21 protein-coding genes are annotated in these 20,232 nt (G+C 68.7%); 12 read left to right on the top strand and 9 right to left on the bottom strand.

Translation table 11 applies throughout. The features are described 5' to 3' along the window. Positions 1-4 precede the first annotated feature (4 nt). The 7 genes from LIN44_RS24700 (at position 5) to LIN44_RS24670 (ending at position 5,955) form a co-directional block, all read left to right on the top strand. Entirely contained in the window at positions 5-1,444 is a 1,440-nt protein-coding gene (locus LIN44_RS24700) for a flagellar hook-length control protein FliK (RefSeq protein WP_227314885.1), read from the top strand. A gap of 193 nt (positions 1,445-1,637) precedes the next feature. Beyond that, positions 1,638-1,814 carry a type II toxin-antitoxin system HicA family toxin gene (locus tag LIN44_RS24695; RefSeq protein ID WP_092314543.1) on the top strand — a complete coding sequence of 59 codons (177 nt, stop codon included), beginning with the start codon at positions 1,638-1,640 and terminating at the stop codon, positions 1,812-1,814. Between the two features lie 49 nt (positions 1,815-1,863). Continuing rightward, positions 1,864-2,280, top strand: coding sequence for a type II toxin-antitoxin system HicB family antitoxin (locus LIN44_RS24690; RefSeq protein ID WP_092314545.1), 417 nt, complete (start codon positions 1,864-1,866; stop codon positions 2,278-2,280). A gap of 32 nt (positions 2,281-2,312) precedes the next feature. Continuing rightward, positions 2,313-2,975 carry a DNA oxidative demethylase AlkB gene (gene alkB / locus LIN44_RS24685; protein ID WP_227314884.1) on the top strand — a complete coding sequence of 221 codons (663 nt, stop codon included), beginning with the start codon at positions 2,313-2,315 and terminating at the stop codon, positions 2,973-2,975. Positions 2,976-3,059: 84 nt separating this feature from the next. Then, the gene (locus LIN44_RS24680) at positions 3,060-3,548 is read left to right on the top strand and encodes a GFA family protein (RefSeq protein WP_227314883.1); all 489 of its coding nucleotides are present in this window, start codon (positions 3,060-3,062) and stop codon (positions 3,546-3,548) included. A gap of 156 nt (positions 3,549-3,704) precedes the next feature. Further along, positions 3,705-4,805: a hypothetical protein gene (locus LIN44_RS24675; protein ID WP_227314882.1), complete on the top strand. Its 1,101-nt coding sequence runs from the start codon at positions 3,705-3,707 to the stop codon at positions 4,803-4,805. Positions 4,806-4,818: 13 nt separating this feature from the next. Continuing rightward, positions 4,819-5,955 (top strand): BamA/TamA family outer membrane protein, encoded by a 1,137-nt coding sequence (locus tag LIN44_RS24670; protein WP_227314881.1) that lies wholly within the window; start codon positions 4,819-4,821, stop codon positions 5,953-5,955. Between the two features lie 35 nt (positions 5,956-5,990). Here LIN44_RS24670 and cysK read toward each other — a convergent pair whose 3' ends face one another. Then, positions 5,991-6,908: a cysteine synthase A gene (gene cysK / locus LIN44_RS24665; protein ID WP_227314880.1), complete on the bottom strand. Its 918-nt coding sequence runs from the start codon at positions 6,906-6,908 to the stop codon at positions 5,991-5,993. 184 nt (positions 6,909-7,092) lie between these two features. Here cysK and LIN44_RS24660 point away from each other — a divergent pair, with 184 nt between their 5' ends. Beyond that, positions 7,093-7,857, top strand: a complete 765-nt coding sequence (locus LIN44_RS24660; RefSeq protein WP_227314879.1) for a sulfite exporter TauE/SafE family protein — start codon at positions 7,093-7,095, stop codon at positions 7,855-7,857. A gap of 25 nt (positions 7,858-7,882) precedes the next feature. Here the strand turns inward: LIN44_RS24660 and LIN44_RS24655 are convergent, their stop codons facing one another. The 3 genes from LIN44_RS24655 to LIN44_RS24645 all read right to left on the bottom strand — a co-directional run bounded on the left by LIN44_RS24655 (position 7,883) and on the right by LIN44_RS24645 (position 12,343). Further along, positions 7,883-8,500 carry a DUF938 domain-containing protein gene (locus LIN44_RS24655; protein WP_227314878.1) on the bottom strand — a complete coding sequence of 206 codons (618 nt, stop codon included), beginning with the start codon at positions 8,498-8,500 and terminating at the stop codon, positions 7,883-7,885. A 99-nt stretch (positions 8,501-8,599) separates the two neighbouring features. Beyond that, positions 8,600-10,060 (bottom strand): S9 family peptidase, encoded by a 1,461-nt coding sequence (locus tag LIN44_RS24650; protein ID WP_227314877.1) that lies wholly within the window; start codon positions 10,058-10,060, stop codon positions 8,600-8,602. 282 nt (positions 10,061-10,342) lie between these two features. Then, positions 10,343-12,343 (bottom strand): PhoX family phosphatase, encoded by a 2,001-nt coding sequence (locus tag LIN44_RS24645; protein ID WP_227314876.1) that lies wholly within the window; start codon positions 12,341-12,343, stop codon positions 10,343-10,345. A 265-nt stretch (positions 12,344-12,608) separates the two neighbouring features. Here LIN44_RS24645 and LIN44_RS24640 point away from each other — a divergent pair, with 265 nt between their 5' ends. Beyond that, entirely contained in the window at positions 12,609-13,226 is a 618-nt protein-coding gene (locus LIN44_RS24640; protein WP_227314875.1) for a YigZ family protein, read from the top strand. Then, positions 13,219-13,527, top strand: coding sequence for a 2Fe-2S iron-sulfur cluster-binding protein (locus LIN44_RS24635; protein ID WP_227314874.1), 309 nt, complete (start codon positions 13,219-13,221; stop codon positions 13,525-13,527). The genes LIN44_RS24640 and LIN44_RS24635 overlap by 8 nt, the downstream gene beginning before the upstream one ends. A 6-nt stretch (positions 13,528-13,533) precedes the next feature. Here the strand turns inward: LIN44_RS24635 and LIN44_RS24630 are convergent, their stop codons facing one another. From LIN44_RS24630 to LIN44_RS24620, 3 genes are all read right to left on the bottom strand, one after another. Next, positions 13,534-13,920, bottom strand: a complete 387-nt coding sequence (locus LIN44_RS24630; RefSeq protein ID WP_227314873.1) for a type II toxin-antitoxin system VapC family toxin — start codon at positions 13,918-13,920, stop codon at positions 13,534-13,536. After that, complete coding sequence (locus tag LIN44_RS24625; RefSeq protein WP_227314872.1) at positions 13,917-14,162, bottom strand: type II toxin-antitoxin system Phd/YefM family antitoxin; 246 nt, start codon at positions 14,160-14,162, stop codon at positions 13,917-13,919. Before LIN44_RS24625 ends, LIN44_RS24630 begins: the two co-directional genes overlap by 4 nt. Positions 14,163-14,228: 66 nt before the next feature. Next, on the bottom strand, positions 14,229-15,326 hold the full coding sequence (locus LIN44_RS24620) for a PHB depolymerase family esterase (RefSeq protein WP_227314871.1): 1,098 nt from the start codon (positions 15,324-15,326) through the stop codon (positions 14,229-14,231). Between the two features lie 132 nt (positions 15,327-15,458). Between LIN44_RS24620 and LIN44_RS24615 the strand changes: the two genes are divergently transcribed. Further along, on the top strand, positions 15,459-15,659 hold the full coding sequence (locus tag LIN44_RS24615; protein ID WP_227314870.1) for a DUF3606 domain-containing protein: 201 nt from the start codon (positions 15,459-15,461) through the stop codon (positions 15,657-15,659). 53 nt (positions 15,660-15,712) lie between these two features. Here the strand turns inward: LIN44_RS24615 and LIN44_RS24610 are convergent, their stop codons facing one another. Then, the gene (locus tag LIN44_RS24610) at positions 15,713-18,226 is read right to left on the bottom strand and encodes an esterase-like activity of phytase family protein (RefSeq protein ID WP_227314869.1); all 2,514 of its coding nucleotides are present in this window, start codon (positions 18,224-18,226) and stop codon (positions 15,713-15,715) included. A 293-nt stretch (positions 18,227-18,519) separates the two neighbouring features. On the opposite strand from LIN44_RS24610, the gene LIN44_RS24605 reads away from it, so the two are divergent. After that, positions 18,520-19,272: a carbonic anhydrase gene (locus LIN44_RS24605; RefSeq protein ID WP_227314868.1), complete on the top strand. Its 753-nt coding sequence runs from the start codon at positions 18,520-18,522 to the stop codon at positions 19,270-19,272. Positions 19,273-19,473: 201 nt separating this feature from the next. Here the strand turns inward: LIN44_RS24605 and LIN44_RS24600 are convergent, their stop codons facing one another. Continuing rightward, positions 19,474-20,229, bottom strand: a complete 756-nt coding sequence (locus LIN44_RS24600; protein ID WP_227314867.1) for a sulfite exporter TauE/SafE family protein — start codon at positions 20,227-20,229, stop codon at positions 19,474-19,476. Positions 20,230-20,232: the final 3 nt, after the last annotated feature.

Raw genomic sequence — 20,232 nt, 5'->3', positions numbered from 1 at the left:
CCCCATGATCGATATCAGCCAGATTGTCAGCAGCGCCGCCAACGCGGTGGAAGGCGCCCGGCGCGCCAGCGCCGACGCCGCCTCCAACGGCTTCCGCGACGCGCTCTCGCAGGCCCGCGACAGCCACAAGGCCGCCGCTCCGGCGCCCGCCGCCAAGGAGCCGGCCGCGCGCGACAAGCCCGCGGCGCGGCCGGCTGCACAGGCCGACGCCGGCAAGCCCCAACACACCGCCGCCACCGGCAAGCAGGCCGCTAACGGCGAGAAGGATCAGGACAAGGAAGACGCCGCCGCGGCAACGCCGACGGATGCCGCCGCGGCAGCGGCCGCATTGGCGTTGATGCTTCCCGCCGCCGCGCCAGCAAACCCCACCGCCACGCCAGCCGGCGCGGCAGGCACCGCCGTCGCCGGCATGGCCGACACCGGCAGTGCCGCGGCCTTGCAGGCGGCGCTGAGCGGTACCACCGTGCCCAATGCCACCGCGCAAACCCAGGCCGATGCGGGCACCACGGCAGGCCCCGCGGCCGGCACGGCACTGCCCGACCCGTTGCAGGCGGTCACAGCCGAATCCCGGCCGGCGCAGCCGTCGGTCGCCGACACGCTGGCCACCATCGCCTCGCAACGCGCGGCGATGCAGCCCGGCGGCAACGCCGGCACCGATGCCAAAGCCGGCGCCACGCCGGCGGTTGCGGGCGACGCATTGGCGGTCCGTCAAGCGGAGCTGCCCGGCCAGGATGCCGGCGCCTCCGCGGGCGGATCAGGGCATCGCCCTGACAGCAGCCTCGGCCAGCATCGCGCCGATCCGCTCGCCGCCAATCCTGGCGCACCGGATTCCCGCCCCGCTGCCGGCCAGTTCGTCTCCGCGCAGGCTGCCGCGCGCGCCGGCGAAGCCGCAGCGAGCAGTCCCGAGAGCACTCCTGCGGTAGCCGCCACGCTGGCCGGACAACCCACCCCGGCCGCAGCCGCCGCTGCCGCCAACCGGCCCGTGGTCGCCCCGCCGCTGTACGACAGCCAGTGGCCGCAGGCCCTGAGCCAGCAGATGATCCGCCTGGGCACGCAAGGCCAGCAAAGCGCCGAACTGCAGCTGAACCCGCCTGACCTGGGGCCGCTGAAGGTGGTGCTCAACGTGGTCAACGACCAGGCCCAGGCGCAATTCGTCTCGCCCCACCAGGCCGTGCGCGCCGCGGTCGAAGCCGCGCTGCCGCACCTGCGCACCGCGCTGTCGGAAAACGGCATCCAGCTGGGACACACCTCGGTCGGCGCCGACGGCTTTGCCAGCCAGGCCGGCAACGGCAACGGGCAGCAACAGCAGGGGCCTGGGCACGGGCGCACACAAACCAGCTTTGGTGGCGCTGCGGTGGCGGCGGCAGATCCGGTGCCAACGGCCAGTGCAGCGGTACGGTCCGCGCGTGTGCTGGGACTGGGGGAGATTGATACGTTTGCTTGAAGGACTCCGCCGCGCGGACTCGACCGCGCCCGGACAAGAGATCAAGGCCGCCTCAAGGGCGGCCTTGTCATGTCCGCATAGGACCGCGCACGAAAGCCGGACACCTTGCTGCAACAAGATTGGCCGTTTTACTGCTAGAATACGTAAACATTTTTGCTTACCCTGTTCACCACTGAGCGGCAGGAGAGTTTGGGTGAAGCAGAGTGAATTTCGGCGATGGCTCGCAGGACAAGGCGCGACCTTCATTGAAGGCGCGAAGCATGTCAGGGTGTATCTCAACGGCAGGCAATCGACCTTGCCCCGTCATCCCAGCCATGAGATCGGTGAGGGACTGCGCAAGGCGATCCTCAAGCAACTTGGCTTGGGGTGAGCTGCAAGTCTGGACGTATCCTGCCCTTGTCGCCAAAAGGAGTTCAAATATGCTGCGTTTTCCCGCCAACATCGTCCCCGACGGCGACGGCTTTGCGGTCTCGTTTCCCGATATCCCGGAAGCCCTGACCAGCGGCGATACTATCGAGCACGCCCAGGAGATGGCCGCTGATGCGCTGGCCACGGCCATGGAGTTCTATTTCGAAGACGGCCGCCCGGTGCCGCTGCCGTCGAAGGCCGTGCGCGGCCAACATCTGGTCGAACTGCCGGCAAGCATGTCGGCAAAGGTGCTGCTGCTCAACGAGATGATCGCGCAGGGTGTGACGCAGGCCGAGCTGGCACGTCGGCTGCATACCCGCAAGCAAGAAGTCCAGCGCATCGTCAACCTCGATCATGCGACCAAGATCGACACGATCGAGGCCGCGTTCCGGGCGCTGGGAAAGCGCCTGGAACTGAAGGTCGCCTGAGCACACCAGGCCATGGCGGCACCCTCCCCACCATGACGTTCGACCTGTTCGACGACCTGCCCGAAGACAGCGCCGCCACCCCCGCCATCGAACCCCTCGCGGACGGCGCCGTCGTCCTGCGTGGCGTAGCGCGGGCAGATGCCGAAGTGCTGCTCGCCGACGTGCAGGCCATCGTCGCCCTGGCCCCGTGGCGGCACATGGTCACCCCCGGCGGCCTGAAGATGTCGGTGGCGATGACCAACTGCGGCGCGTGCGGCTGGGTCTCCGACGCGCGCGGCTATCGCTATGACCCGGTCGATCCGCTGAGCGGACAGGCGTGGCCGGAGATGCCCGCGAGTTTCCGCGAGCTGGCCGCCGGCGCGGCAGCGCAGGCGGGCTTTGCCGGCTTTGCGCCGGATGCCTGCCTGATCAACCGCTATGTGCCGGGCACCCGCTTGTCGCTGCACCAGGACCGCGACGAGCGCGATTTCACCGCGCCGATCGTCTCGGTGTCGCTGGGGCTGCCGGCGGTGTTCCTGTTCGGCGGCATGCGCCGTGCCGACAAGCCGCAGCGGATACGGCTGGCGCACGGCGACGTGGTGGTGTGGGGCGGGCCGTCGCGGCTGGCGTTCCATGGCGTGGCGCCGCTGGCCGAGGGCGATCATCCGCTGCTGGGATCGCTGCGCATCAACCTGACGTTCCGCAAGGCGCGCTAGGCGCCTGCCCGGGCTTGGCACTTTGGCGGGGGTTTTCTACAGTCAATGGACTGTCCTGAACGCCACCGTGCAAAGGCCCATCCCATGCATCTCGACGGCTCCTGCCATTGCGGCGCGGTCCACTTCTCGCTCGAGTCCGATTCGCCCTGCCCTTACATGCATTGCCATTGCTCGATCTGCCGCAAGACGGCGGGCGGCGGCGGCTATGCCATCAACATCGGCGGTGATGCCGCCACGCTGCGCGTGCGCGGGCGCAAGCACCTGGGCGTGTATCACGCGGTGCTGCGCGAGCCCGGCAAGCGCGCGCGCAGATCGCCGGCGCAGCGGCATTTCTGCGTGAAGTGCGGCAGCGCGCTATGGCTGTGGGACCCGCGCTGGCCTGACATGCTGTATCCCCATGCCTCGGCCATCGATACGCCGCTGCCGCGCCCGCCGGAGGTGGTGGAGGCCTCGCTGGACTCGGTGGCGCCATGGGTCGACGTGCCGCGCGGCAAGGGCCATGTCCACTGCGACACGTGGCCGGAGGAATCGCTGGCCGACTGGCACAAGCGGCACGGCCTGCTGTCGCACTGAACCGACGCGCGTGCGATATGAACGTTTTCACCGGGAGATCTTAGTCTTTCTTGCCGACGCGGCCATTGCAACGGATTGGGCGCCACCCGCATTGCCTCGTGCGGCGCGCACCAGTATCTTCTGGCGACGACCATGCACAACCGCCAGGGGAGAGCCATGCCGCCAGGTGCCGCCACGGCCGCCACGCCACGCCGCATCCGCTTTGCCGCAAAGTGGCCGCGCGCCGTTGGCACCGTCGTGCTACTGGCAGCGCTGGCGTGCCCGCCGATCACCGCACAGGCGTGGGTCGCCGGCAACGGCGGCGAAGCGGCGGCCAGCACCAGCGCGGTACCCGGCGCCAACACCTCGGCCGGGCCCTATCGCGGCTATGTCGGCCCGCCCGCGCAGCCCGGCACCGGCGAACCGGACACCACCCCGCGCCAATGGGACCGCGCGCTGCCGTTCTTTGCCCAGCGCGTGATCGACAAAGGCTATGACCTGCCCAACCCCTATGACGTCGGCTATTCGTATTTCGACGGCCACCAGCGCTACCAGCTGAGCGGGCTGAGCGTTTCGGCGGGCAGCGCGCCGCTGCGCAGCGCGGATTTCGTGCGCTTCGACCAGTCGCGCATCCGCAATACCTCGAACCAGGTGCAGGTCGGCGCGTGGCTGTTCCCGTTCATGAACGTCTATGGCATGCTCGGCACGGTGCGCGGCAGCGGCGATATCGGCATCCGCTTCTCGTCGCTGACCGAGCTGGAGCGCTTTTTCGGCATCGATGTCGGCTGCGGCGGGCGCCGGCCGCGGCCGGATTGCGCCAGGCCGATCCGGCTGCCGACGCAGCATGCCAGCTACAGCGGGCACTCGTACGGCGCGGGCTTTACGCTGGTGGGCGCCTACGGCGACCTGTTCTTCTCGCTGCCGGTGACGTTTACCGTCTCCGATATCTCGATGTCGGACACACCGGTGAAATCGCTCAATATCGGCCCGCGTGTCGGCTGGAACTTCCGGCTGGGCCGCTTCGGCGTGCTGACGCCCTATGTGGGCGCCACCTGGTTCCGCACCCACGCCAGCATCACCGGACATTTCGACGTGCCAGTGCCGGGCAGCGACCAGACCCGGCGGCTGAACTACCAGATCGATGAAAAAGTGGCGGGCGCCTGGAGCGGCTCGGTAGGCATGAACTGGACCGTCAACAAGTACGTCGGGCTGCTGCTGGAGGTCGGCTATGGCTACAACCGCAACAACGTGATCGCGACCGGATTCCTCCGCTTCTGACGCTGCCCAGACCATGTCCGCGCTGCACCGCCGCCTTGCCGCCACCCTCGCCCTGCTGTGCGCCGGCGCGCCGGCGCACGCGGACCAGCCGGGCTGGATCGACCGGTTGCTGACGCGGCTGGGCGCATCCAGCCAGGTGGACCTGAGCCACGGCATGGACTGGGGCGTGCTGCCGGGGCCGTTCTACAACCCGGAGATGGGCCTGGGCCTCGGCATGGCGGCGATCGGGCTGTACCAGCCGCCCAACGCGCAGGCCGGCACGCAGGTCTCAACGCTCAATTTGCACGGCTTCGTCACCACGCGCGGCGCGATCGGCCTGGGCGTGGACAACACCACCTTCTTTGCCGACGACAGCTACCGCTTCGTCGTCACCGGCGCGGTGCTCAACATGCCGACGTCCTATTGGGGCATCGGCTACGACCGCGCCAGCAACGATGCCAACAAAGAAGGCTATACCCGGCGCGAGTTCTTCCTGCAGCCACGCATGCTGATGCGGGTGCGGCCCAACACCTATGTCGGCGCCGGCTTCTCGGTGCAGAACGACGATGCCAACAGCCTGCAGCGCGGCGCGGCCAGCGCGCTGGCCACCGATCCTAACGGGCCGCATGTGTTCAGCGCCGGCGTGACCGCGCATTTCTCGTACGACACGCGCGACTTCCTGCCCAATCCCTATTCCGGCCAGGCGCTGGTCGCCAATGCCGCGCTGTACCGGCGCGCGCTGGGCAGCAATACCGATTTCGAGACGCTGGAATGGTCCTATGACCGCTACCACCGCCTGCGCGGGCGCGATGTGCTGGCGTTCGACCTCTACGGCCGCTTCAGCTGGGGCGACGTGCCGTGGAACATGCTGTCGCAGCTGGGCGATAACAAGCGCATGCGCGGCTATTTCCTGGGGCAGTACCGCGACCGCAACGTGGTCATGGCGCAGGTGGAATACCGGCTGCATCTCGCCGGCCGGCAGGGCATGGTGTTCTGGGCCGGCACCGGGGCGATTGCGCCCAAGCCGGGCGAGCTGGCGTCGGCGCACTGGCTGCCGAACGCCGGCATCGGCTACCGCTTCGAGTTCAAGCCGCGCGTCAATGTGCGGCTCGATGCCGGCTTCGGCCGGCGCACGCGCGGCGTCTACTTTCAGATCAACGAAGCGTTCTGAGCGCCCAAGCCGGGCGCGCACAACGCTCACGCCGCTCAGGCGGGCAGGAAGCCCTCGACCGTCAGGTAACGCTCGCCGGTGTCGTAGTTGAAGCCCAGCACGCGCGCGTTGGCGGGCAGCTCAGGCAGCTTCTGCGCGATCGCCGCCAGCGTGGCGCCGGACGAGATCCCGACCAGGATGCCTTCCTCGCGCGCGCAGCGGCGCGCCATCTCGCGCGCGGGCTCGGCGTCGACCTGGATCACGCCGTCGAGCAACGCGGTGTCGAGGTTTTTCGGGATAAAGCCCGCGCCGATGCCCTGGATCGGGTGCGGCGCCGGCGCGCCGCCGGAGATCACCGGCGACGCCACCGGCTCGACGCCGAACACTTTCAGCTGTGGCCACTTGTCCTTCAGCACCCGCGCGCAACCGGTCAAGTGGCCGCCGGTGCCGACGCCGGTGATCAGCGCGTCGAGCCCCTCGGGGAAATCGTTCAGGATCTCCTGCGCGGTGGTGCGCGCGTGCACGTCGGCATTGGCCGGATTCTCGAACTGCTGCGGCATCCATGCGCCGGGGGTGGCGGCGACCAGTTCCTCGGCGCGCGCGATCGCGCCCTTCATGCCCTTCTCGCGCGGGGTCAGGTCGAAGGTGGCGCCATAGGCCAGCATCAGGCGGCGGCGCTCGACCGACATGCTGTCCGGCATCACCAGCACCAGCTTGTAGCCCTTGACCGCGGCCACCATGGCCAGGCCGATGCCGGTGTTGCCCGAGGTCGGCTCGATGATGGTGCCGCCGGGCTGGAGCACGCCCCGGCGTTCGGCGTCTTCCACCATCGCCAGCGCGATGCGGTCCTTGATCGACGCCCCGGGGTTGCTGCGTTCGGACTTGATCCAGACCTCGTGGCCGTTGCCGAACAGCCGGTTGATGCGGATATGCGGGGTATTGCCGATGGTTTGCAGGATGCTCTGTACCTTCATCGTGTTCTCCGTGGCGGATGCGCTGCGGCAAGCCGGCAGGCCGCGCAGCGCGGGAATCGAATGGCCTCGCCGATTCTAGTGCAAAGCGCCCGCCGGGGCGCTCGCGTATGATTGAGGCCGCCGCGCCTTGCCCCCGCTTTCTCCGGAATCCGGCCTCAAATCCCCGCATTACCCCCTTGCACCGATGCCTGACCACCTGCTGCTGTCCTCCCTGCTGATCTTCGGACTTGGTGGTTTGCTGGGCGCGGTGGGCGGGCTGTTCGGCATAGGCGGCGGGCTGATCGCGATTCCGGCGCTGGGGCTGCTGTTCGGCATGGACCAGCAGCTGGCGCAGGGCACCGCGCTGGTGATGATCGCGCCCAACGTGCTGATCGGCTTCTGGCAATACCGCAAGCGCGCCGACATTGCGCTGCGCACGGCGGTGGTGCTCGGACTGTCGGCGGTGCTGGCGACGTGGCTTTCGGCGCGCGCGGCCACCGCGATGGATGCGCAGTTGCTGCGGCGGATCTTCGCGCTGTTCATGATCGGCATGGCGCTGTACTTCCTGTGGCGCCTGCTGCCAGGGCGCGCCGTGACGGTGCAACAGGCCCGCGTCTCGCCACGCTGGATGCCGCTGGTGGGCGTGGTCGGCGGCTTGTTCTCGGGCTTCTTCAGCGTGGGCGGCGGCGTGGTCGCCGCACCGGCGCTGGTCGGACTGTTCGGGCTGCGCCAGGCGGCGGCACAGGGCCTGGCGCTGGCGCTGGTCACGCCCGGCGCGGTGGTGGCGCTGGCCACCTATGCCCATGCCGGCCAGGTCGACTGGGCCAGCGGCATTCCGCTGTCGCTGGGCGGCATGCTGACCATCTCATGGGGCGTGGCGCTGGCGCACCGCATGCCCGAGCGCCGCCTGCGCGCGTTGTTTGCCGTGTGCCTGATCGCCACCGCGGTGGTGATGCTGGTGCGCGGCTGAATCCGCGCAGCCCGCGCGCGGCGCCCTACTTGCGCAGCACCAGGCAGAAGTTGTTGGCCGGCATCGGCACCGGCTCGTCGCAGCGCAGGCCCTGCGCCGCGCCCAGCGCGATCACGGCTTCCATGTCGCGCACGCCCCAGTCGGGGTCGGTGGCGCGCAGCTGCGCGTCGAAGGCGGCGTTGCTGGGCGCGGTGTGCGCGCCGCCGCGGCGATAAGGTCCGTACAGGAACAGCACGCCACCGGGGCCCAGCAATTTGCCGGCGCCGGCGAACAGCGCCTCGGCCGCGGCCCACGGGGCGATATGGATCATGTTGATGCAGACCACCGCATCGGCGGCGTCGATGCCCCACGGCTGGCGGCAGACATCCAGCGCCAGCGGCGCGCGCACATTGGCCAGGCCCGCGTGCGCGGTCCAGGCCGCGATCGACGCGCGCGCGGCGGCGTCCGGATCGCTGGGCTGCCAGGTGATCCCCGGCAGCGCCGCGGCAAAGTGCACGGCGTGCTGGCCGGTGCCGCTGGCGATTTCCAGCACTGTGCCGCTGGCGGGCAGCACCTGGCGCAGCACGGCGAGGATGGGCTCGCGGTTGCGCTCGGTGGCGGGCGCCATGCGGCGCGCGTCGGGGTCGTGGGTCGGGCCGGTCATGATGGATGTGCAGGCGCAAGCAGAGGGAACGGGCCTAGCGTAGCAGAATCGGCGCGCGGACCGCGCGCCGATCAGCCCAACTAGTCCAAAACGCGGCGGTCAGCCCGGCGCGCACGGGAACGCCTGCGCCACCGACGGCCGCAGCGCCGCCGTGGTCGGGCTTTCGTCGCCGCTTGCCAGCGTGTTGTCGGTGAACTTGCAGCCGTAGGCCGGGCTGGCCACGGTGGCGGCGTCCAGCACCTCGTCTCCTGCCGGCTTCACGCCGTTCTGCTCCCAGTTGACCATGTCGTCGAAGGCCCGGGCCTGTTCGGCCACGGTGAAGTCGCAATGGCTGACGCCGCGGATGGCGCGCTGCACCAGCCATTGCGCGGTGCCGTTGGCATCGGCGCGGCGCTTGTAGATCTGCTCCATGCTGAACGGCACGTACATGTCGCCCAGCGTATGCAGCGTCACCACCGGCACGCCGATGCGCGCATTGGTCCTGGGAATCCAGCGCAGGCCGTCGCTGCGCGCGCGGTTGGCCTCGGCGCTGCCGGTCACGCGGAAGATGCCCGCATTGAACGACTGCTCCGCCACCGACTGCGCCGGGTCGTTGTCGAACTGGAAGGTGATGCCGGTGGTGTTGACCACGTTCTGCGTCAGGATGCCGTTGACCGAGCCATCCTGGCCAAAGGTGCTCCACACCGCGTCCTGCAGCCCCTGCGCGCCCGGGCCGCCGAAGCCCCAGTCGAACAGCGGCCGTTGCCCGCCGGTCAGGTTGCGCACGATCGCCTTGAGGGTATCGCCCTGCGCCGTGGTCTGGCCGGGATAGGTGGTGAACAGCGCCGCGCGCACTGCCGGCCCGATCTGCGCCCAGTTGGCCGCCGGCCACGCCGTCACCGGATAGCCTGCCAGCTGCTGCGCCGCGGTCTGGTAGGCGCCGAAGTAATTGAACAGCTCGGTATCGCCGAGCACGCCGCACATCGGCACCGCGCCGTGGTAGCGCACCTTGTGGTTGGCGGCCTGGATGTTCTCCTCATCGACCGCCGCGGCCGAGATATGGCCGCCCATCGAATGGCCGACGATGTAGAGGCGCGACGGCGCCGCCAGGGTGCGCCCGTTCTGCGCGGCGATGCGCGTGAAGGCCAGCGCCAGCGCATTGGTGTCTTCCAGGCCGGCACGCACGTCATAGTAGTTCTTGGCATAGCTGGACGCGGCCCAGGCGTAGCCGTTGGCCAGCAGGTGCCGGCGGATGCTGGGAAGCGTCACCGACAGTGCCGCGCCGGTGCCGGCATAGCCGTGGGCATACATCACCAGCCGGCCATTCCAGTTCTTCGGTACTTCGATGCGGTAGCCGGCGCCATCCAGCACGCCCCACCAGCGGTCGGCCTCGGGCGCGCCGGCCAGCGCCGCGAACGGCAGCGTGGCCGCATCCATGGTGAAGGTACGGTCGTCCTGCGGGCGCTTCTCTTCGGCCTGCGGCGGTGGGTTCTGCGCCGGTTCGTCGTCGTCACCGCCGCAGCCGTACAGCAGCGTGGCGGCGAGGCACAGCATCGCGGCTTTCCCGACAGCTCGTTTCATGCCTGGTCTCCTTTGTTATGCGGATCTTGTTGTCCTGGGCGGATGGCGCGCCGCCGGCGAAGTGCCGTGGCGGGCGCCCCCACCACTGTAGGACACGGCAGCGCAAGCCGCATGGAGGCCATCCTCGGTACGCCGGGGCCGTTGCAACGGATGCGGGTTAGCCCCGTCTCGCCTGAACCGTTCGTGCGTGTTAGCGGATCCGCAGGCGACCGCAGACGAGCACGCCCCAATGCAAACGGCGGGCCGAAGCCCGCCGTTTGCAGTGCCGCACGCAGCCGCGCGTCAGGCCTTGGCCAGCTTCACGCCGGTGGGATCACCGGTCAGGTAGCCGACCGCCGCGCCGAAACGGTCCTTGTAGTTGGCGCGCACCAGCGGATCGAGCTGCGCCTTCACCTTGTCGTGCAGCGGGGACTCCCAGTCGCCGACATGCTGGAAGTTGCTCATCACGTAGGTCCAGCCGTTGATCTCGTCGACCGCATGCAGCCCGGTGGACTCGGCGCCGGCCGGGCACGACAGCACGCGGCTGAGTACCTTGGTGTCGACGTTGTACGCCCACAGGAAGTTGTTGACGTGGGTGTTGCTGTCTTCGCCGACGAACAGCGTGCGCAGCTTTTCCGAGAACTTCAGGTTGTCCGGCGTGGCCACCTTGTCGGGGTTGGCAAAGTTGCCCAGCGCATCCTGCTGCTTCATCTTGCCGCCGCCCAGGTCTTCGCTGATCAGCGCCGGCACCGCGGCCATGTCGACCGGCACCCATTCGCTCGCCATCGCCGTGCCGCTCCTGTCGGCCTGGCCGCCCTTCAGGTTGAGCTCGTAGACCGCGCCCGAGTACGGGCCTTCCACCTGGATGTCGCCGGCATTGGCGGCATTGCCCGCCAGCATGCTCGACTCGATGCGCGACATCGCCGAATAGGCCTTCTTGTCCCGGATGTTGACGGTGGTGCCTTCCATCTTGGTAAAGCCCAGGCTGCCGCCGACCAGCGCGGCATAGCGGTGGGTTTCCAGGAACGCCGCGGCCTTTTCCATGCCCGGCACCAGCTTCACCCAGTTGGGCTTGCCGTTGTAAATGATGCGGGTGTAGCTGGCATCGGCCGGGTCGGCGGTCTTGACGTCCATGATGTCGGCCAGCCGGATGCCGCCGTCGACCAGCGCGCGAATCTCGGCGCTGGTGGCGCGGCCCAGCCGGATCCACGACAGCGTGGCGCTGCCCGGGCCGGTGCCCGAGGTCTGGTGCCACTTGGCCACGTACAGCGTGCCGGCGGACAGCTCGCGCGGCTGGTCGGCGATAAACAGGAACAGGCCGCCGTTGGTGGCATCGTCGCCCATCAGCACGGTGCGCTCGTCGGGCATGACCTGCACCAGCTCGTGCGAGATGCGGCCCAGGCAGTAGTGCTTCTTGATCGTGCCGGTGCCGTCCGGGTGCACCGTGACTTCGGGCAGGTGGCCGTAGTGGTAGGCATTGGCGCGGGCGGGGTCGCCGTACAGGTTGCGGCTGTAGCCCTGCAGCTGCGTGACCGCGTTGGAGTCCATCAGGTCGGTCTCGTACTCCTCGCTCGACAGGTGCGTGTTCCACGGCGACAGGCTGGCACCGCAGGTAATCCACAGGCCGTTGACGCCCGAGGTGTCGACGTTGTGGTACTTGACCGGGGTCAGCTTGCCGGTGGCCGGGTCCTGGTCCAGCGTCAGCACCGCGATCGGCGACGGCAGCAGCCCGTACATGCTGGCATTGCCCTGGTTGCGCGTGGTGTATTCGAACTGCACCACCGCGAACACGGTGTTGCCCTTGACGCCCGGCACGGCGGGGTTGGCCAGCGTCAGCAGCGAGCTGCCGTCCGGCGCGTCGGAGAAGAACTGGCGTTCCTTGCCCGGCACCGAGGTATCGATGATCGGCTGGTTGTTGATGTCGTAGTAGCCGCCCGCCAGGATGGTGCCGCCCTTGCCGTCGGGCAGTGTGTCGCCGGTGACGAAGAAGGGCTGGTAGGCCAGCTTGTAGGTCTGGCTGCTGCCATCGCTGAAGGAGACCTTGAGGCTGGACCCCACCGTGGTGGTCGCCATGGCCTCGGGCGTGGCCAGCGTCGGTGCGCTCATCGGCACGAACTCGGCGGTGGTGAAGGTCGCGGCCGGGCCCGGCGCGGGGGCCGGGGCCGGGGCCGGCGTGGCGGCGGCGTCATCGCCGCCGCCGCAGCCTGCCAGCAGGCTGGTGGAGGCGAGGCCGAGCGGCAGCATGGGCGCGCCGGCCAATAGCTTCAGGGCCTTGCGACGGCCAGCATTGGGTTGTTCAAGCATGTTTTTGATCCGGGGAAAGGAAAGGGATGGTTCATGTTTGCGCCAGTTCCCGGGGGCGGAACCAGGCACCTGTTGCACAGGCGGGCGGCGGGCGTCATCGCGCACGTCCGGGGCGGATCGTAGGCGCCGTTTGTGACACCAAGTTGACGATGCAACACAAAGCGCAGCGGGCTTCGGGCCGGCCGGGTCCACTGCGGTACACTGCCGCCTTGATTCCGCGGCCCGGCCGGCGCGGATTCCCGTACCAGTTCCGCGCCGCCTGCCCTTGCCCACCTACACGCTAGCCACGCCCGTCCACGCCGAGATCGAGATCCGCAAGAGCCGCTTCCTGGCGCTGGCGCTGCCGGTTGCCGACCGCGATGCCGCCATGGCCGCGCTGCAGGCGCTGCGGGCCGAGCACCCCACTGCCACCCACGTGTGCTGGGCGCTGCTGGCCGGCGGGGCCTCGGGCATGTCCGACGACGGCGAGCCCTCCGGCACGGCCGGCCGGCCGATCCTGGAAGTGCTGCGCCACCACGACCTCGACGGCGTGCTGGCGGCAGTGGTGCGCTACTACGGCGGCGTCAAGCTGGGGGCCGGCGGGTTGGTGCGCGCTTACACCGACGCCATCGCCGCGGCGCTGAAAGCGGCCGAACGCGTCGAGCGCATCGCCTTCGGCACGCTTGCCGTCGCGGTCGACTATGCCGACGAGCCGCGCGTGCGCCGCTGGCTGGACTACGAGGCGCCCCCTGGCTGCACGCTCGCCGAGACCGCCTACGGTGCGCTCGCCACGCTGGTGCTGCGCATGCCCGCGACGCAACTCGACGCCGCGCGCGACGCGTTGCGGGACGCCACCCATGGGCGCGCGCAGTTTCCGCAGGTCGAGGATGACGCCCATGGCTGACCCCGCCGCCCCGGACGAAAGCGCCGAATTCACCGCACAAGTGCTGCCGGGCTCGGTCCGCTTCCCGGCGCCAGCGTCGCTGAGCCTGCTGGAAGCCGCGCTGCTCGAAGGCGTCGCGCTGCCCAATTCCTGCCGCAATGGCACCTGCCGCGCCTGCGCCAGCCGGCTGCATGCGGGGACTATCCGCTACCGGATCGAATGGCCGGGACTGAGTCCGGACGAGAAGGACGAGGGATGGATCTTGCCGTGCGTGGCTTGCCCGGCGAGTGATGTGGTGTTTGAGCCTGCCAGTCTGGAGTAGCAGCGGTCAGACCAGGCGGATGGGCCCTGGGTATTGGGCAACCAGCTGGTCCGAGGTCAGCAGCGTCAGGCCTTCCACGGTGGCCTGGGCGACAAGAAGCCGGTCGAACGGATCCTTGTGAATCGGCGGGAGGCAATCGATCGCCACCGCATGATCACTGCGGATCGGCAGCTCACTGTAGCCGTTATCCAGCAAGCCTCGGCGAAAAACCCGGGCATTGATCTGGAAGTCCGCCCGGCCAAGGCCCTGCTTGATGGCGATTTCCCACAGGCTGGCGGGGCTGAAAACAAGCACCGTGTCGTCGGCATTCAATAGCGCCTGCGCGTCTGGCGAGAGGCGCTCAGGCGTCAGTGCCATCCACAGCAAAAGGTGAGTATCGAGCAGGAGCTTCATGACTCGCCGCCAAACATGGCTTCAATCTCGCGCTGGCCCATGCGATCGAAATCATCCGGCACCTGGCCTTGGCCGGCCATGAATCCCAGCCGCTTGATTTGGCCTTGCGCCGGCACATCCAGCGCCACCACCTTGACCAGCGGTTTGCCTGCCTTGGCGATCACAAAAGGCTCGCCGTTGGCCGCCTGATCGACCAGCCGCGACAGATGGGTTTTGGCCTCATGGATATTGATGGTTTGCATGGCGCCTCACTAAACTAAGTTTAGTTAGTCTAGTCCATTCATCGTGATGCGGCAATCGCCGTTCGTCTAAACGCCAACCTCCAGAAAAAACCGCAACGCCAGCTTCAACCCATCCGGCCCCGCCGGGTCCGAAAACGCATGACCGCCCGCGCCACCGCTCCACGCGTGGCCCAGGCCTTCCACGCGCACCAGCCGCAGGTAGGGCGACCTGCCCTCGTACCAGTCGAACACGTCGATAGCCCGGCGCATGCCGCGCTGGATGCGCCGGGCCGGCACGCCGGCCAGCGGCGGCGCGCCTTCGGGCTGCAGGTGCATCCACATGCCGGCCGCGGCGGTGGCGTTGCTGAAGTCGACCACGTGGTCGGCATCGCCATGCAGCAGCAGCAACGGTGGCGGGCGGCGTCCCGCCAGGCCGAAGCGCAGCGCCTGCATGGCCTTGGCGTCGGGCCCGCGCTGCCCGCGCATGGCGCGCGTGGCTTGCGCGGCATTGCTGGCGCTCCAGGGCACGGCGCCGGAGTGCGAGCCCACCGCGGCAAAGCGCGACGGATAGCGCAGCCCCAGCGTCAGCGCCATGGCGCCGCCGGCGGACAGGCCCAGTACGCTGATGCGGTCGGCCGCCACCGGATGGCGTCGGCAGGCCTGGTCGATCAGCGCCATCAGCAGCCCCGCCTCCATGGCGCCCTGCGCGGCGGGCCGGAACCAGTTCCAGCAACGCTGCGCATTGGCCTGCGAACTCTGCTCGGGCAGCAGCACCACCCAGCCGGATTCGCGCGCCACCGCGGCAGCGCGCGTGACCGCGGCAAAGCTGGCGGCGTCCTGGCCGCAGCCGTGCAGCAGCACCAGCATCGGCGCACGGCGCGACGCGGTAGCGCCGGCCGGCACGAACACACGGTAGCGGCGCGGCGCCAGCGGCGCGCCCCACGCGCCCTCTTCCCAGCGCCCGCTGCCACGGCTCTGCGGCGCCGCCACCGGCGACACCACACCGGACAAGGCGCGCTGCGTGGCCGCCGTGACTGCAGCGGATTGCTTCACCGCGTTGCGCACGATGGCCTCGGTCATCGGCTTGGTGAGGTTCTTGTTGACGGCGCGCTGCATCTGGCGCGCATGACGGGACGCGGTCTTGTTCAGCGTGGACCAGAGTTTCGCGCCGGGTGAGCGGGGCATGCGGCTTCCTGTGCAGGGGATCACCGCCACATGATATGCGCTGCGGCCGGCGCAACTTGCATGCAACGCGCGCCGGATGTCTGCCTACAATGCAAGGACCGTGTCGCGCCCAGACACGAACCGGAGGCAAGCATGAGCGATGTGAACAGCGAATTCAGGCCCCTGGATCCGGGCCGCATCAACCTGATGGATCCGCTCGAAGTGCAGTACTGGTGCAAAGAGCTCGGCTGCAGCACCAGCGATCTGGAAAACGCCGTCGACCTGGCCGGCGATCATATCTCCGCGGTGCGCGCGCAGCTGGAACAGCAGCACGCCGACGCCCGCTCCGGCTGACATCCCCACCTGGCGGGGATGCCAGCGCGCAGCGTGTTGCGCAACCTGGCGTCCTAGCCGCCCAGGTTGAGTGCCTTGGGCAGCCGGATCTGGATGAACTCGCTGTCATCCGGCATCTTGCTGCCGACATGCCGCCCGACACTGAACGGAAAGTTGTTGTCGTCGATCACTAGCAGCGTGGTCGCGTCCAGCACCAGCACGTCTTCGATGGTGTTGAACGGCATGCCGAACGGATCGCCCAGGGCCACGTCGCCCGGGGCGCCGCCGGCGCTGATGCCGGACGGGTCGCGCAGCGCCATCAGGTTGGCCAGCTCGGACTTGGCGACGTAGCCGCCCGGCTGGCCCAGCGTCACCTGGAACAGCTTCTTGAAGCCGTTCGGGTCGCCCTGCGAGCCATCGCGCTCGATCACAATGCCCTCGCTGGCGTTGAACAGGATGAAATCGCCGATATTGGTGCCCTTGTCGTCGAGCCGGTACTTGTATTGCACCCCGGTGTACCGGCGCGTGGCGATGTCGAATTCCGAGATCAGCAGCGTCTTGCCGTCGTGGCCGGCCAGCGGCAGTTCCAGCAGCGGATAGAGCTTCTTGCCGTCCGGGCTGATCGCCATGCCCTCGAAGCCACCCGAGCGCTTCGCACGCATGGGGTTCGACGTCGCGGTGGCGCGGTACGGCCAGTACAGGCCCGCCATCCACGGCGTGTTGGCACCGGCTTCATCCTGCATGTTGGTGCCGTCGTCGCTGTTGGCCGCGTCGCCATAGATGGGGAAGTCGCCGAACAGGTACACCGTGCGGATTGCCGGGAACTTCTCCTGCACGCGCAGCAGCGTGCGGAAATCGAAGCTCTGGATATCGGCGCGCTGCGTCATGCCGGCGGCGCTGATCACGCCCGCCAGCGTGTCGGCCATCTGCTCCGCGCCGACGGTGCGGTCCTTGTAGACATTGCCCTTGCCGTCCTTGTCGCTGCGCGGGTTGAGCTTGGTCTCGAGATTGAAGCGCACCGCCTGCGCGTTCTTCACGCGCTGCGCCGCCTGCGGATGGCCCTGGCCGGCGCCGGTGCTGTAGTACGCGACATAGGCACTGACCAGGTCGAACACATCCTGCACGCGCGGCACCACGTACGGGCTGGCGTAGCCCTTGCCGGCCGTCACCGCCGCCGACACCGGCGACAGCGCCGCATCGTTGCGCTGGCTCGGGCCGCGGAACAGCTTGTCGCAGATGTAGGTGGACTGGATCTGCGCCGCGGTCAGGTTCTTGATCAGCACTTCGTCGGCGCTGCCGTAGGGCGCGCCATCGGCGCGGCGGCACTTGACCGATTCGATATAGGGATCGTGCTTGAGCACCGCGACACCGTCGGACGTGATGCCGACATCGGTCTCCAGCGTAGTCATCAGGTTGTCCAGCGCGGCCTCCATCGCCGGCAGGGTGTTCTCCGGGCGCAGGTCGCGCGCGCCGCGGTGGCCCTGGGCGTCGAACCTGGCGGCATCGATCAGGCCGTCGGCGGTCAGGTAGTCGCCGGCCTTGCCATCGCCGTTGGCATCAAAGGCGGCGACGGCCGCGTAGAGCAGGTCGGGCCGGTCCGAGATGATGCCGTTGACGCCGGCCTTCAGCAGCTCGGTCATCTCGGCGCTGTCGTTGACGGTCCAGGTCACCACGCTGTAGCCGGCGGCCTTGACCGAGGCCACGTCGAGCGTGTCGGATAGCGCCGGCGTCAGGCCCGGCTGCGGGTTGCCGCCGCGCGCGTAGTGCGCGTCGGGGCTCGACTTGACGCCGTTGACGTCGTACTTGAGCTGCACGTAGTACGGCGCGAACACCGGCGCGCGGGTGCCGCCATGCGCAAAGGCATGCGCGCGCACCGCGTTCATGATGCGCACCGGCGAAGCCTCTTCGTTGAACGGGTTCTGCGGCGAGCGGATCTCCTTGCCGGGGTTCTCGAAGTCCGGCAGCGGGATCGGCGCTTCCAGCAGCACGCCGTTGGCATCGGTATGCAGCAGGAACGGGCCGAACTCATCGCCGAACCACAGCGTGCCGTCGCTGCCGCGCTGCATGCTCTCGATATCGAAGTCGGCACCGGTCAGCACGCGCTCGGTGGTGAACTGGTTGGCGATCGCGAACTTGACATGCCGGTTCGGATCCTTCAGCTCGATAAAGCTGCGCACCGCCACGCTGCCCGCGCCGCCGGCCGCGGTCTTGAACGTGGGCGCCACCGTGTAGACGCGCAGGTTGAAGTCGGCCGAGTTTTCCAGCGAACCATAGCCGTTGTCGGCCATCACCATGAAGCTGCCGTCCGGATTGCGCAGCACCGCCGAGAAACCCTGCACCGGCTGCGATGCGAACGGCGCGGTCTGTCCGTTGAGATCGCCGGTAACGTAACGCCCTGACTGCGGGCCGCTGGCAAAAGTGGCGGCGGGCAGCACGGCGCGGCCCACCAGCGTGGGCGCGGTGACCGCGGGCGTGCCGTTGTCACCGTCGTTGTCGTCGCCGCCGCAGGCTGCCAGCAGCGATGCCGCCACCGCGGCACTGGCCAGTGCCGCGCGGGTCCGGCGCGAAGGGAAGACGCTCAGGCGCATTGCAGGTTCCTGGAGTTGGGCAATGCGCCATGGTGGTGGGCCGATATGTCGGCTTGATGTCGCTTGCGTGACAGCATGAGCGACACGCATCAATCAAGCGCCGGCATGCAGCCCTTACCTCCGTTAAGCGCAGTGCAGACCGGAATTCAGCAATGCCTTATTCGCCGGCCCGCAGTTTTGCTGCATGATTTCCGGCCCGGACCCGAGTGCGGGTCGGGCACTCAAGACTGGGACAGATCGATAACACCACGTCGGAAAACAAGGGGTTTGTCAACACGAGGACGCATCGACACATGAACACCAAGCTGCCGCTTTTCACGGTTTGCACCGCCTTGCTCGCACCGGCCGCATGGGCCGGCAATGAACACCCGCACTGGAGCTACACCGGCCCCACCGGCACCAGCCACTGGGCCGAACTGGACCAGGCCTACCAGACCTGCGCGCTGGGCAAGCACCAGTCGCCCATCGACATCCGCACCCGCAAGACACACGCCGCGGACCTGAAGCCGATCGGCTTCGGCTACGCCGCCGCGCCCGGCACCGTGGTCAACAACGGCCATACCGTGCAGGTCAACCTGCCCGCGGCGGGACAGATCGAACTCGATGGCGTGCCCTACAAGCTGTTGCAGTTCCACTTCCATACGCCTAGCGAAGAGAAGATCAACGGCAAGACCTATCCGCTGGTGGCGCACCTGGTGCACCAGAATGCCGAGGGCAAGCTGGCGGTGGTGGCCGTGCTGTTCAAGTCGGGCCGCGAGAACGCCGCGCTCAAGCCGGTCTTTGCCAGCCTGCCGGCCAGCGCCGGCGAGTCGCGTGAACTGCCTGCGCCGCTGGACGTCGCGGCCCTGCTGCCGGCGCAGCAGGCCTATTGGTCCTTCACCGGTTCGCTGACGACGCCGCCGTGCAGCGAAGACGTGCGCTGGCAGGTGCTCAAGACCCCCGTGGAAGTCTCGCCGGCGCAGCTGGCGGCGTTCCGCCGCTTGTATCGGATGAACGCGCGGCCGGTGCAGCCGTTGAACGGAAGGACGGTGCAAGCGAGCCGCTGAGGGACCTTGTAGAGCTGAAAGACTCTCAACCCCGATTGGGTACTCCCTCTCCCGCTTGCGGGAGAGGGCTGGGGTGAGGGCCAGCGCGTCAATGCAATTCGAACGCCTCGTGCTTGCCGCACGCCCGCCCTCACCCCCGCCCCTCTCCCGCAAGCGGGAGAGGGGAGAAAACCGACCGCAAGCAAAGAAACTCAACGCCCCTCACCCCAACCCCCGCATCGCCAGTTCCCCACCCAACACCAGCAACCCGCAGAAAAACAGCTTGCGAAAGCGCTCCGCGCTGATCCGGTGGCGCAGCCACTGGCCGAGGAACATGCCGCCCAGCGCGGGCACCAGCGCCAGCGCCGACGCGCCCAGTACCGGCATATGCAGCAGCGCCCCGCCCAGCGCCAGGCTGACCGCCAGCGCGATGGTCGACACCGTGAACGACAGCCCCAGCGCCTGCACTAGGCTCTCCTTGTCCAGCCCCAACCCCTGCAGGTAGGGCACGGCCGGAATCACGAACACGCCCGTCACCGCGGTGATGCCGCCAGTGACCAGCCCGACCAGCGGCCCGAGCCAGCGTTCCGCACCGGACGGCACCGTCAGCTTCACCGCCGCCAGCCCCACCACCGCGTACAGCACCAGCGCCACGCCCAGCGCGGAAGTCGCGTGCGTCATCATGCCGGCCGGCACCAGTGCCGCGCACAGCCATGTGCCGGCGCAGATCGCCGCCAGCATCGGCCACAGCCGCCGCACCAGCAGGCCGAAACGCGGGCCGCTGAACAGCTGCACCACGTTGGTCACCATCGACGGCGCCACCAGCAGCGCCGCGGCCTGCGCGGGCGGCATCACCAGCCCCAGCATGCCCACCGCGACCGTGGGCAGGCCCAACCCCACAACGCCCTTGACGAAGCCTGCCAGCAGGAAGGTCAGGCCGATAAACGCGGCCTGCGCGCCGATCGATTCCATGGTCATCGC

This window comes from Cupriavidus sp. MP-37, assembly GCF_020618415.1.
GTDB lineage: Bacteria > Pseudomonadota > Gammaproteobacteria > Burkholderiales > Burkholderiaceae > Cupriavidus.
The sequence above is the reverse complement of the archived record's forward strand: the minus strand, read 5'-3'. Positions and strand labels throughout refer to the sequence as shown.